The organism is Streptomyces sp. NPDC056987 (assembly GCF_042673865.1).
GTDB lineage: Bacteria > Actinomycetota > Actinomycetes > Streptomycetales > Streptomycetaceae > Streptomyces.
Genome location: NZ_JBHURV010000031.1, coordinates 81,783 through 95,008 on the forward strand (window position 1 = coordinate 81,783; position 13,226 = coordinate 95,008).

10 protein-coding genes are annotated in these 13,226 nt (G+C 70.3%); all 10 read left to right on the forward strand.

What is annotated here, in order from left to right; all coding sequences use genetic code 11:
- Nucleotides 1-20 precede the first annotated feature (20 nt).
- Nucleotides 21-806 (forward strand): NADH-quinone oxidoreductase subunit NuoE, encoded by a 786-nt coding sequence (nuoE, locus tag ACFTZC_RS30035; RefSeq protein ID WP_382895026.1) that lies wholly within the window; start codon nt 21-23, stop codon nt 804-806.
- Entirely contained in the window at nt 806-2,167 is a 1,362-nt protein-coding gene (gene nuoF, locus ACFTZC_RS30040; protein ID WP_382894982.1) for an NADH-quinone oxidoreductase subunit NuoF, read from the forward strand. Before nuoE ends, nuoF begins: the two co-directional genes overlap by 1 nt.
- Complete coding sequence (locus tag ACFTZC_RS30045; protein WP_382894984.1) at nt 2,164-4,716, forward strand: NADH-quinone oxidoreductase subunit G; 2,553 nt, start codon at nt 2,164-2,166, stop codon at nt 4,714-4,716. Before nuoF ends, ACFTZC_RS30045 begins: the two co-directional genes overlap by 4 nt.
- Nucleotides 4,713-6,113 carry an NADH-quinone oxidoreductase subunit NuoH gene (nuoH, locus tag ACFTZC_RS30050; protein WP_382894986.1) on the forward strand — a complete coding sequence of 467 codons (1,401 nt, stop codon included), beginning with the start codon at nt 4,713-4,715 and terminating at the stop codon, nt 6,111-6,113. The genes ACFTZC_RS30045 and nuoH overlap by 4 nt, the downstream gene beginning before the upstream one ends.
- Nucleotides 6,114-6,189: 76 nt before the next feature.
- Complete coding sequence (gene nuoI, locus ACFTZC_RS30055) at nt 6,190-6,771, forward strand: NADH-quinone oxidoreductase subunit NuoI (protein ID WP_382895028.1); 582 nt, start codon at nt 6,190-6,192, stop codon at nt 6,769-6,771.
- Nucleotides 6,772-6,824: 53 nt separating this feature from the next.
- The gene (locus ACFTZC_RS30060; protein WP_382895029.1) at nt 6,825-7,685 is read left to right on the forward strand and encodes an NADH-quinone oxidoreductase subunit J; all 861 of its coding nucleotides are present in this window, start codon (nt 6,825-6,827) and stop codon (nt 7,683-7,685) included.
- Nucleotides 7,682-7,981, forward strand: a complete 300-nt coding sequence (gene nuoK / locus ACFTZC_RS30065; RefSeq protein ID WP_365814396.1) for an NADH-quinone oxidoreductase subunit NuoK — start codon at nt 7,682-7,684, stop codon at nt 7,979-7,981. Before ACFTZC_RS30060 ends, nuoK begins: the two co-directional genes overlap by 4 nt.
- Nucleotides 7,982-7,995: 14 nt before the next feature.
- Nucleotides 7,996-9,891, forward strand: coding sequence for an NADH-quinone oxidoreductase subunit L (nuoL, locus tag ACFTZC_RS30070; protein WP_382894988.1), 1,896 nt, complete (start codon nt 7,996-7,998; stop codon nt 9,889-9,891).
- 6 nt (nt 9,892-9,897) lie between these two features.
- A complete protein-coding gene (locus ACFTZC_RS30075) occupies nt 9,898-11,475 on the forward strand; it encodes an NADH-quinone oxidoreductase subunit M (protein ID WP_382894990.1) in 1,578 nt (525 codons plus the stop codon).
- Nucleotides 11,472-13,124: an NADH-quinone oxidoreductase subunit NuoN gene (nuoN, locus tag ACFTZC_RS30080; RefSeq protein ID WP_382894991.1), complete on the forward strand. Its 1,653-nt coding sequence runs from the start codon at nt 11,472-11,474 to the stop codon at nt 13,122-13,124. The genes ACFTZC_RS30075 and nuoN overlap by 4 nt, the downstream gene beginning before the upstream one ends.
- Nucleotides 13,125-13,226: the final 102 nt, after the last annotated feature.

Genomic DNA, 13,226 nt, shown 5'->3' on the forward strand with positions numbered 1-13,226 from the left:
CCGCCGGGGTCAGTCTCGGGATGCCCCGGCTGCCCGCCCCCGCCTACCCGGACGAGGTACGCGCCCGGCTCGAAGCGGACGCGAAGGAGATCATCGGCCGCTACCCGGACTCCCGCTCCGCGCTGCTGCCGCTGCTCCACCTCACCCAGTCCGAGGAGGGCTTCGTCTCCCGTACGGGGATGGCCTTCTGCGCCGAGCTGCTCGGCCTGACCACCGCCGAGGTCACCGCCGTCGCCACCTTCTACTCCATGTACCGGCGCGAGCCCGGCGGGGAGTACCAGGTCGGCGTCTGCACCAACACGCTCTGCGCGGTGATGGGCGGCGACGCCATCTTCGACGAGCTGAAGCGCCATCTCGGCGTCGACAACCACGGGACGACCCCCGACGGCAAGATCACCCTCGAACACATCGAGTGCAACGCGGCCTGCGACTTCGCGCCCGTCGTGATGGTCAACTGGGAGTTCTTCGACAACCAGACGCCGGACACCGCCCTGCGGCTCGTCGACGACCTGAGCGAGGGACGCCCCGTCGCACCCACCCGGGGCGCCCCGCTGTGCACGTACAAGGAGACCTCGCGCATCCTGGCCGGCTTCCCCGACGAGCGCCCCGGCGCCGTCGAGGCCACCGGCGGCGCGGGACCCGCCTCGCTGGTCGGGCTGCGGCTCGCCAAGGGCGAGGGGCTCCAGCGGGTGGTACGCCCCCGGGACGGCGCGGACGCCCCGCCCCGAGACGCCGCCCCGAAGGACACGGCGCGGGACGCGCGGCCGGACCAGCAGACCGGAACCGAAGCCGAGGAGGAGGAGTGATGACCATGGCCGCCGAGCTCAACGAGAACGGGACCAGCCCGGAGAAGCTCCTCGCGCCCGTCCTGTCCGCCTTCTGGGACCAGCCGGAGTCCTGGACCCTGGCCACCTACGAGCGGCACGAAGGGTACAAAGGGCTCCGCAAGGCCCTCGCCATGTCGCCCGACGACCTCATCGCGTACGTCAAGGACGCGGGTCTGCGCGGACGCGGCGGCGCCGGCTTCCCCACCGGGATGAAGTGGCAGTTCATCCCGCAGGGCGACGGCAAGCCGCACTATCTGGTCGTCAACGCGGACGAGTCGGAACCCGGCACCTGCAAGGACATCCCTCTTCTCTTCGCCAACCCGCACTCCCTCATCGAGGGCATCGTGATCGCCTGCTACGCGATCCGCTCGCAGCACGCCTTCATCTATCTGCGCGGCGAGGTCGTCCCCGTACTGCGCAGGCTGCACGAGGCGGTGCGCGAGGCGTACGCGGCGGGGTACCTCGGCAAGAACATCCTCGGCAGCGGACTCGACCTCGACGTCGTCGTGCACGCGGGCGCGGGCGCGTACATCTGCGGCGAGGAGACCGCGCTGCTCGACTCCTTGGAGGGGCGTCGCGGACAGCCCCGGCTGCGTCCTCCCTTCCCGGCGGTGGCGGGCCTGTACGCCTGCCCGACTGTGGTGAACAACGTCGAGTCCATCGCGTCGGTTCCCGCGATCCTCCACCGCGGCAAGGACTGGTTCAGGTCGATGGGCAGCGAGAAGTCCCCGGGCTTCACGCTCTACTCGCTCAGCGGCCATGTCACCAGCCCCGGCCAGTACGAGGCCCCGCTCGGGATCACGCTGCGCCAGCTCCTCGACATGAGCGGCGGCATCCGGGCCGGACACCGCCTCAAGTTCTGGACCCCCGGCGGCTCCTCGACCCCGATGTTCACCGACGAGCACCTCGACGTCCCGCTCGACTACGAGGGCGTCGGCGCGGCCGGCTCCATGCTCGGCACCAAAGCGCTCCAGTGCTTCGACGAGACCACCTGCGTCGTACGGGCCGTCACCCGCTGGACCGAGTTCTACGCCCACGAGTCCTGCGGCAAGTGCACCCCCTGCCGCGAAGGGACGTACTGGCTCGTCCAGTTGCTCCGCGACATCGAGGACGGCAAGGGGGAGCTGTCCGACCTCGACAAGCTCAACGACATCGCCGACAACATCAACGGCAAGTCCTTCTGCGCGCTCGGCGACGGCGCCGCCTCCCCGATCTTCTCCTCGCTCAAGTACTTCCGCGCGGAGTACGAGCAGCACATCACCGGCAAGGGCTGCCCCTTCGACCCCGCGAAGTCCACCGTGTGGGCAGACCGGAACCCGCACCTGGAGGTGAACGCATGACGGTGACCACGAATGCTCCCTCCGGGGGCGGCGACGCCGCGGTTCCGCCCGAGGATCTCGTCTCGCTGACCATCGACGGCATCGAGATCTCCGTCCCCAAGGGGACGCTGGTGATCCGCGCCGCCGAGCAACTGGGCATCGAGATCCCGCGCTTCTGCGACCACCCGCTCCTCGACCCGGCCGGCGCCTGCCGCCAGTGCATCGTCGAGGTCGAGGGCCAGCGCAAGCCGATGGCGTCCTGCACGATCACCTGCACCGACGGCATGGTCGTCAAGTCGCAGCTGACGTCACCGGTCGCCGAGAAGGCGCAGCGCGGGGTGATGGAGCTGCTGCTCATCAACCACCCCCTGGACTGCCCGGTCTGCGACAAGGGCGGCGAGTGCCCGCTCCAGAACCAGGCCATGCAGGTCGGCGACCCCGACACCCGCTTCGAGGGCCACAAGCGCACCTTCCAGAAGCCGGTACCGATCTCCACGCAGGTGCTGCTCGACCGCGAGCGGTGCGTGCTCTGCGCCCGCTGCACCCGGTTCTCGAACCAGATCGCGGGCGACCCGATGATCGAGCTGATCGAGCGGGGCGCCCTCCAGCAGGTCGGCACCGGTGAGGGCGACCCCTTCGAGTCGTACTTCTCCGGCAACACCATCCAGATCTGCCCGGTCGGGGCGCTCACCTCCGCGGCGTACCGCTTCCGCTCCCGCCCCTTCGACCTGGTCTCCTCGCCGGGCGTCTGCGAGCACTGCGCGGGCGGCTGCGCGACCCGTACGGACCACCGGCGCGGCAAGGTCATGCGGCGGATGGCGGCGAACGAGCCCGAGGTCAACGAGGAGTGGCTCTGCGACAAGGGCCGCTTCGGCTTCCGGTACGCGCAGCAGCGCGACCGGCTCACCACCCCGCTGGTACGGAACGAGGACGGCGTCCTCGAACCGGCGAGCTGGCCCGAGGCGCTGGAGGCCGCCGCGCGCGGCCTGTCCGCGGCCCGGGGCAGGACCGGCGTCCTGACCGGCGGGCGGCTCACCGTCGAGGACGCGTACGCGTACGCCAAGTTCGCGCGCGTCGCCCTCGACACCAACGACATCGATTTCCGGGCGCGGGTGCACAGCACCGAGGAGGCCGACTTCCTCGCCGCGTATGTCGCGGGCCGGGGCCATGACCTCGACGGTACGGGGATCACGTACACCACGCTGGAGGCCGCCCCGGCGGTGCTGCTCGCGGGCTTCGAGTCCGAGGAGGAGGCGCCCGGCGTCTTCCTGCGGCTGCGCAAGGCGCAGCGCAAGCACGGCCAGCGGACGTTCGCCCTCGCCACGCACGCCACCCGGGGTCTGGAGAAGGCGGGCGGCACCCTGCTGCCCGCCGCGCCCGGCACCGAGACCGAGTGGCTGGACGCCCTCGCCTCGGAGACCGGACTCGACGCGGACGGCACGGCCGCCGCGCGGGCGCTGCGCGAGCCCGGCGCAGTGATCGTCGTCGGGGAGCGGCTGGCGGCCGTTCCCGGCGGGCTCACCGCGGCGGCGCGCGCCGCCACCGCGACCGGCGCCCGGCTGGTGTGGATCCCGCGCCGGGCCGGTGAGCGCGGCGCGCTGGAGGCGGGCGCGCTCCCGTCGCTGCTGCCCGGCGGCCGGCCCGCCACCGATCCGCGGGCCCGCGCGGAGACCGCGGCGGTGTGGGGCGTACGCGAACTGCCGCCCCGTTACGGCCGCGACACCGGTCAGATCGTCCGGGCCGCCGCCTCCGGCGAGCTGGGCGCGCTGCTGGTCGCGGGCGTGGAGGTCGCGGATCTGCCGGCCCCGGCGGCGGCGCGGACCGCGCTGGACGAGGTCGGCTTCCTGGTCTCGCTGGAGCTGCGGCCCAGCGAGGTCACCGAGCGCGCGGACGTGGTCCTCCCCGTCGCGGCGGTCGCGGAGAAGCCCGGCTCCTTCCTCAACTGGGAGGGCAGGGCGCGGCTGTTCGAGGCGGCGCTGAAGCCGGAGCAGATGACGCGGCGGCTCGCGCCGAGCGACGCGCGGGTGCTGCACATGCTCGCGGACGCTCTTGACGTCCACCTCGCGCTGCCCGACCTGCGGGCCGTACGCGTCGAACTCGACCGGCTCGGCGGCTGGGACGGGCCGCGCGCCACCGAACCGCTGGAATCCTCCCGTCCGGTGCCCAGGCCCGGCGACGGCGAGGCGGTCCTCGCGGGCCACCGGCTCCTGCTGGACCAGGGCAAGCTCCAGGAGGGCGACGACGCGCTGGCCGGTACACGCCACGCGGCGGTGGCCCGGCTCTCCGCCGCGACGGCCGCCGAGACGGGGGTCAAGAACGGCGACGACCTGACTGTCACGGGCCCCGCGGGCGCGGTCACGCTCCCGCTGGCGGTGACGGCGATGCCCGACCGGGTGGTCTGGCTGCCGCTGAACTCCACGGGCGGCGGCGTCCTCGCGGACACCGGTTCGCAGCCGGGCACGCTGGTCCGGATCGGCCCGGCGGAACCGGCCGGCGCAGCGCCGGACGGGGTGCCGGCCGATTCCCCGCAGGACGGCCCCGCCGACGAAGCACCGGAGGTGCGCGCATGACCGGCCTCGTCCCCCTCGCGGCGGCCCCGGGGACCGTCCTCGCCGCCGAGGACCTGTCGATGTTCGGCCGCGACCCCTGGTGGCTCGTGGTCGTCAAGGCGGTGTTCTGCTTCGCGTTCCTGATGGTGACGGTGCTCTTCTCCATCGTGTGGGAGCGCAAGGTCGTCGCCTGGATGCAGCTGCGCATCGGCCCCAACCGGCACGGCCCCTGGGGCATGCTCCAGTCGCTCGCCGACGGCGTGAAGCTGATGTTCAAGGAAGACGTCATCGTCAAGCGCGCCGACAAGGCCGTCTACGTCCTGGCGCCGATCATCGCGGCGATCCCCGCGTTCATGGCGATCGCGGTGATCCCCTTCGGGCCCGCGGGCAACGAGATCTCGATCTTCGGCCAGCGCACCACGATGCAACTGACCGACCTGCCCATCGCGATGCTCTACATCCTCGCGGTCGCCTCGGTCGGCATCTACGGCATCGTCCTCGCGGGCTGGTCCTCGGGGTCGACGTATCCGCTCCTCGGCGGGTTGCGCTCGTGCGCCCAGATGATCTCGTACGAGATCGCCATGGGCGCCGCGTTCGCCTCGGTGTTCCTCTACTCCGGGTCGATGTCGACGTCGGCGATCGTCGAGGCGCAGGCGGACCGCTGGTACGTGCTGCTGCTGCCGGTCTCCTTCATCATCTACATCATCACGATGGTCGCGGAGACGAACCGCAACCCGTTCGACATGCCGGAGTCCGAGGGCGACCTGGTCGGCGGCTTCAACACCGAGTACTCGTCGATCAAGTTCGCGATGTTCATGCTCGCCGAGTACGTCAACATGGTGACCGTCTCGGCCGTCGCGACGACGCTCTTCCTCGGCGGCTGGCGCGCCCCCTGGCCGGTCTCCACCTTCTGGGAGGGCGCGAACCACGGCTGGTGGCCGATGCTCTGGTTCGTCCTCAAGGTCCAGCTGCTGCTCTTCTTCTTCATCTGGCTGCGCGGCACGCTGCCCCGTGTGCGCTACGACCAGCTGATGAAGCTGGGCTGGAAGGTCCTGATCCCGGTCTCGCTGGTCTGGCTGATGCTCGTCGCGACCGTGCGGGCGCTGCGCAACGAGAACTACTCCTTCCAGACGATCCTGCTGTACGTGGCCTCGGCGATCATCGCGCTCCTGCTGCTCTCCTTCGTCGCGGACATCTTCCGCGACAGGAAGGAACGGGCCGCGGCGGCGAACGAACCGGAGCCACCGGCCTTCGACCCGATGGCGGGCGGTTTCCCCGTGCCGCCGCTGCCCGGACAGACGCTGCCGCCGGTCCCGCGCAGGCAGCCGCGACGCGAGCGGGAGCTGATTGTCAGTGGCGGGGTCAATACTGTGAGTGACAGTACCGAGAGTGACGGAAAGGAGGCCGGTGGTGTCTGACTCTTCGCAGGAGAACCTCCCGCAGCGGAGCGGACCGCGGGGGAGCGCCCCGGAGGGGGACGTTCCGGGGGCCGACATCCCGCGTCCGCCGCGGAATCCGGTGGCCGGCTTCGGGCTGACCTTCACGGCCATGTTCAAGAAGCGGCTGACGGAGCAGTATCCGGAGACGCCGAAGGTGACGGCGCCGCGCTTCCACGGCCGGCATCAGCTCAACCGCCATCCGGACGGCCTGGAGAAGTGCATCGGCTGCGAGCTGTGCGCGTGGGCCTGCCCCGCCGACGCGATCTATGTGGAAGGCGCGGACAACACGGAGGAGGAGCGCTACTCCCCGGGCGAGCGCTACGGCCGCGTCTACCAGATCAATTACGCGCGCTGCATCTTCTGCGGACTGTGCATCGAGGCGTGCCCGACCCGGGCGCTCACGATGACCAACGAGTTCGAGCTGGCCGACAGCTCCCGCGAGAACCTCATTTATACGAAGGAGCAGCTGCTCGCCGGTCTGGAGGAGGGCATGGTCGAGTCGCCGCACTCGATCTTCCCCGGCATGGACGAGCAGGACTACTACCGCGGTCTGGTCACCGAGGCCGCGCCCGGCACGGTCCGGCAAGCGGCCGCCGGCAAGGGTGAGAAGCCGCAGGACGAGGGGGCCGACGCATGAGCCTCCTGACAGCTTCCCTGGCGGGCCCCGTGGGCGGTCCGCTGCCCGAGGCGCTGACGCCGGCGCTCGCCGCCGGGTCCGTCACGTCGACCGGCGAGGCCGTCCAGTTCTGGATCCTCGGTACGGTCGCGGTGGTCGGCGCGCTCTGCACGATCCTGATGAAGAAGGCCGTGCACAGCGCGCTGTGCCTCGCCGCCACCATGATCATCCTGGCGGTCTTCTACCTCGCCAACGGCGCCTATTTCCTGGGCGTCGTCCAGATCGTCGTCTACACCGGCGCGATCATGATGCTGTTCCTCTTCGTGGTCATGCTGGTCGGTGTCACCGCGGCCGACTCCCTGAAGGAGACGCTGAGGGGCCAGCGCTGGTGGGCCGCCGCCTGCGGGCTCGGCTTCGGTGTGCTGCTCATCGCCGGGATCGGCCAGGCCTCGCTGAGTTCGTTCACGGGGCTCGGGCAGGCCAACGCGGGCGGCAACATCGAGGGCCTGGCCGCCCTGATCTTCACGAAGTACGTCTTCGCCTTCGAGATCACCGGCGCGCTGCTGATCACCGCGGCGGTCGGCGCGATGGTGCTCACCCACCGGGAGCGCACCGAGCGGGCCAAGACCCAGCGGGAGCTGGCCGAGGCGCGGGTCCGCAGCGGCCAGTTGCCGCCGCTGCCCGCCCCCGGTGTCTACGCCCGGCACAACGCGGTGGACATCGCGGGCCTGCTGCCGGACGGCACCCCGTCCGATCTGACGGTCAGCAGGACGCTCAAGGACCGTGGTCAGATCCGCGACGTGTCGGACGAGGCCATCGCGGACCTGAAGGCGCTGGAGCAGCGCTCGTCGGAGCGGCTGGGCCGTACGGAATCCGGCCGGGTGGACTCCGGTCGCGCCGATCACGACCGCGCCGACAAGGAGGTCAAGCGATGAACCCTGTCTACTACCTCTATCTCGCCTCGGTGCTGTTCACCATCGGCGCCGCCGGTGTGCTGATCCGGCGGAACGCGATCGTGGTCTTCATGTGCGTCGAGCTGATGCTCAACGCCTGCAACCTCGCGTTCGTCGCCTTCTCCCGGATGCACGGCAATCTCGACGGCCAGATCATCGCGTTCTTCACGATGGTCGTCGCCGCCGCGGAGGTCGTGGTCGGGCTCGCGATCATCGTGTCGCTGTTCCGTTCCCGCCACTCGGCCTCGGTCGACGACGCCAGCCTGATGAAGCTCTGAGGGGTCGCTGAATCGTGGAGAACTTGATTGCGCTGCTCATCGCGGCGCCCCTGCTCGGAGCGGCGGTCCTGCTGTGCGGCGGCCGCCGGCTCGACCGCGCGGGCCACTGGCTCGGTACGGTGCTGGCCGCCGCGTCCTTCGTGATCGGCCTGGTCCTCTTCGGCGACATGCTCGGCAGGAGCGCCGACGACCGCTCCCTGCACCAGCACCTGTTCTCCTGGATCCCCGTCGAGGGTTTCCAGGCGGATGTCGCCTTCCAGCTCGACCAGTTGTCGATGACCTTCGTCCTGCTGATCACCGGTGTGGGCACCCTGATCCACATCTACTCGATCGGGTACATGGAGCACGACGAGCGGCGGCGCCGCTTCTTCGGCTATCTGAACCTCTTCCTGGCGGCGATGCTGCTGCTGGTCCTCGCGGACAACTACCTGCTGCTGTACGTCGGCTGGGAGGGCGTGGGCCTCGCCTCGTACCTGCTCATCGGGTTCTGGCAGCACAAGCCGAGCGCGGCCACGGCGGCGAAGAAGGCCTTCCTCGTCAACCGGGTCGGCGACATGGGGCTGTCGATCGCGATCATGCTGATGTTCACGACGTTCGGCACGTTCGCCTTCGCCCCGGTCTTCGCCGCCACGGGTGACGCGACCGAGGGCAAGCTGACGGCGATCGCCCTGATGCTGCTGCTGGCCGCCTGCGGCAAGTCGGCCCAGGTGCCGCTCCAGTCCTGGCTGGGCGACGCGATGGAGGGCCCGACCCCGGTCTCGGCCCTGATCCACGCGGCGACGATGGTCACCGCGGGCGTCTACCTGATCACCCGCTCCTCCGCCATCTTCAACCTGGCGCCGGACGCCCAGCTGACGGTCGTGGTGGTCGGCGCGGTGACGCTCCTCTTCGGTGCGATCGTCGGTTGCGCGAAGGACGACATCAAGAAGGCCCTCGCGGGTTCGACGATGTCGCAGATCGGCTACATGATCCTGGCGGCGGGCCTCGGCCCGATCGGCTACGTCTTCGCGATCATGCACCTGGTGACGCACGGCTTCTTCAAGGCGGGGCTCTTCCTCGGCGCCGGTTCGGTCATGCACGGCATGAACGACGAGGTCGACATGAGGAAGTACGGCGGCCTGCGGAAGTACATGCCCGTCACCTTCGTCACCTTCGGCCTCGGCTACCTCGCCATCATCGGCTTCCCCGGCCTCTCCGGCTTCTTCTCCAAGGACAGGATCATCGAGGCGGCCTTCGCCAAGGGCGGCACGGAGGGCTGGATCCTCGGCGCCGTCACCCTGCTGGGCGCCGCGATCACCGCGTTCTACATGACGCGCGTGATGCTGATGACCTTCTTCGGTGAGAAGCGCTGGCAGCCGGACGCGCAGGGGAACGAACCCCATCCGCACGAGTCCCCGAAGTCCATGACCATCCCCATGATCATCCTGGCGTTCGGCTCGGTCTTCGCCGGCGGGTTCTTCGCCATCGGCGACCGCTTCCTGAACTGGCTGGAGCCCGTCACCGGGTACGACCACGGACACGCGCCGATCAGCGCGGGCGCCGTCACCACTGCCACGGTGGTCGTCCTGGTCATCGGTGTCGCCGTCGCCTGGTTCATGTACGGCCGCGCCCCTGTCCCGGTGGTCGCCCCGCGCGGCTCGCTCGCCACCCGCGCCGCCCGCCGCGACCTCCTCCAGGACGACTTCAACCACGTGGTCCTGGTCCGCGGCGGCGAACACCTCACCCGCTCCCTCGTGTACGTCGACCACACCCTGGTCGACGGGGTGGTCAACGGCACCGCGGCGTCCTTCGGCGGGCTCTCAGGACGGCTGCGCAAGCTGCAGAACGGCTATGCCCGCACCTATGCGGTCTCGATGTTCGGAGGTACGGCAGTGCTCATCGCCGCGACCCTGCTGATGAGGGCGGTGTAACCGGATATGTCGTTCCCCCTTCTGACGGCGACGGCGGTGCTGCCCGCGATCGGGGCGATCGCCACGGCGGCCGTCCCGGCGGCCCGGCGCACCGCCGCCAAGTGGCTGGCGCTGTTCTTCTCGCTCGGCACCCTCGCGCTGGCCGCCGTGGTGCTGGTCCGCTTCGAGCCCGGCGGCGCCCGCTACCAGCTCACCGAGTCCCACGCCTGGATCGCGGACTTCGGAGTGCGGTACGAACTGGGCGTGGACGGCATCGGGGTGTCGCTCCTCGCGCTCACCGCGCTGCTCGTCCCGTTCGTGATCCTGGCGGGCTGGCACGACGCCGACCCGCTGGAGGACGTCAACCCGAACCGCCGCTGGCGGCCGACCCAGGGCTTCTTCGCGCTGATCCTGATGGTCGAGGCGATGGTGATCCTCTCCTTCGAGGCCACCGACGTCTTCCTCTTCTACATCCTCTTCGAAGCCATGCTCATTCCGATGTACTTCCTCATCGGCGGCTTCGGCGACCGCGCACACGCGGGCGGCGACGAGGCGGCGGCGACCCAGCGCTCGTACGCGGCCGTCAAGTTCCTCCTGTACAACCTGGTCGGCGGGCTGATCATGCTGGCCGCCGTCATCGGCCTCTATGTCGTCGCGGGCACCTTCTCGCTCTCCGAGATCGCGGCCGCCCGCGCCGACGGCAGCCTCACCATGGCGACCAACACCGAGCGCCTGCTCTTCCTCGGCTTCTTCTTCGCCTTCGCGGTGAAGGCCCCGCTGTGGCCGCTGCACACCTGGCTGCCCAACGCCATGGGCGAGGCCACCGCGCCCGTCGCCGTACTGATCACCGCGGTCGTCGACAAGGTCGGCACCTTCGCGATGCTCCGCTTCTGCCTCCAGCTCTTCCCGGAGGCCTCCAAGTGGGCCACCCCCGCGATCCTCGTGCTGGCGCTCATCAGCATCATCTACGGGGCGCTGCTCGCGGTCGGCCAGCGCGACATGAAGCGCCTGATCGCCTACGCGTCGATCTCGCACTTCGGCTTCATCATCATGGGCATCTTCGCCATGACCAGCCAGGGCCAGTCGGGCGCCACGCTCTACATGGTCAACCACGGGATCTCGACGGCCGCCCTGATGCTGGTGGCCGGATTCCTGATCTCGCGGCGCGGCTCCCGGCTCATCGCGGACTACGGCGGCGTGCAGAAGGTCGCCCCGATCCTCGCCGGGACGTTCCTGATCGGCGGGCTCGCCACCCTCTCGCTGCCGGGGCTCTCCCCGTTCGTCAGTGAGTTCCTCGTCCTGGTCGGCACGTTCAGCCGCTATCCGGTGATCGGCATCATCGCCACCCTCGGCATCGTGCTCGCCGCGCTCTACGTCCTGGTCCTCTACCAGCGCACGATGACCGGCCCGGTGAAGGACGAGGTCAGGACCATGCCGGATCTGCGGTTGCGGGAGCTGGTGGTCGTCACCCCGCTGATCGCGCTCCTCCTCTTCCTGGGCGTCTACCCGAAGCCGCTGACCGAGATCGTCAACCCGGCGGTGGAGCACACGATGTCCGACGTACAGCAGACCGATCCCAAGCCCGAGGTGGAGGCCGCTCCATGAGCGCGAACGCCGTCCACAGCCTGTGGACAACGACGGCGGCCGACGGAATCGCCAAGATCCCGGCCCCGAAGATCGAGTACGCGCAGCTCTCACCCGTGCTGATCGTGGTGGCCGCCGCGGTCCTCGGCATCCTCGCGGAGGCGTTCGTCCCCCGCAAGGCGCGCTACCACACCCAGCTCTTCCTCTCCGTCGTCGCCCTGGCCGCGTCCTTCGCGGCGGTGGTCGGGCTCGCGGCGGGCGGATACGGCACGACGAAGAAACACATCGCGGCGATGGGCGCCATCGCCGTCGACGGCCCGACGCTCTTCCTCCAGGGCACGATCCTGCTGGCGTCGATCGTCGCCGTCTTCACCTTCGCCGAGCGCCGGCTCGACCCCGAGGCGCACGGCAACCGCGTCGACTCCTTCGTCGCGCAGGCCGCCGCCGTACCGGGGAGCGACAGCGAGAAGGCCGCGGTGAAGGCCGGGTTCACCACCACCGAGGTGTTCCCGCTGCTGATGTTCGCGGTCGCCGGCATGCTGGTCTTCCCGGCCGCCAACGACCTGCTGACGCTCTTCATCGCGCTGGAGGTCTTCTCCCTCCCGCTCTACCTCCTGTGCGCCCTGGCCCGCCGCAAGCGGCTGATGTCGCAGGAAGCCGCGGTCAAGTACTTCCTGCTGGGTGCCTTCTCCTCCGCGTTCCTGCTCTTCGGCGTCGCCCTGCTCTACGGCTACGCGGGCTCCGTCTCGTACGCGCGGATCGCGGAGGTCGTCGACGGCACGGTCCAGAGCGTGACCCCCGCCCTCGCGGACACCATGGGCAACGACGCGCTGCTGCTCATCGGCGGCGCGATGGTCCTGATGGGGCTGCTCTTCAAGGTCGGCGCCGTCCCGTTCCACATGTGGACCCCGGACGTCTACCAGGGCGCGCCCACCCCGGTCACCGGCTTCATGGCGGCCGCCACGAAGGTCGCCGCGTTCGGCGCGCTGCTGCGGCTGCTGTACGTGGTCCTGCCGGGCCTGAAGTGGGACTGGCGGCCGGTGATGTGGGGCGTCGTCATCATCACGATGCTGGGGGGCGCGATCGTCGCCATCACCCAGACCGACATCAAGCGGCTGCTCGCCTACTCCTCGATCGCGCACGCCGGCTTCATCCTGGCCGGTGTGATCGCGGGGAACAGCGAGGGGATCTCGTCCGTCCTCTTCTACCTGGCGGCGTACTCCTTCGTGACGATCGGCGCCTTCGCGGTCGTCACCCTGGTCCGCGACGCGGGCGGCGAGGCCACGCACCTCTCCAAGTGGGCGGGGCTCGGCCGGCGTTCGCCCCTGGTGGCTGCGGTCTTCGCGGTCTTCCTGCTCGCCTTCGCCGGTATCCCGCTGACCTCGGGCTTCTCCGGCAAGTTCGCCGTCTTCAAGGCGGCGGCCCAGGGCGGCGCGGGCACGCTGGTGGTGATCGGTGTGATCGCCTCGGCCATCGCGGCGTTCTTCTACATCCGGGTCATCGTGCTGATGTTCTTCAGCGAGCCCAAGCCGGAGGGCCCCACGGTCGCCGTGCCGTCGCCGCTCACGATGACGGCGATCGGGGTGGGCGTCCTGGTCACGGTCGCCCTGGGCGTCGCCCCGCAGTACTTCCTCGACCTGGCGAGCCAGGCGGGAGGCTTCGTGCGGTAGCGCCGCACCGGGTGCGTACGGCGTACGTACGGCCGGGCCCGGCGCCCCCGCGGGGGGGGGCCCCGAGTCGGGGGTGGGGGGCGCGGCCCCCCCCCTCAGCGC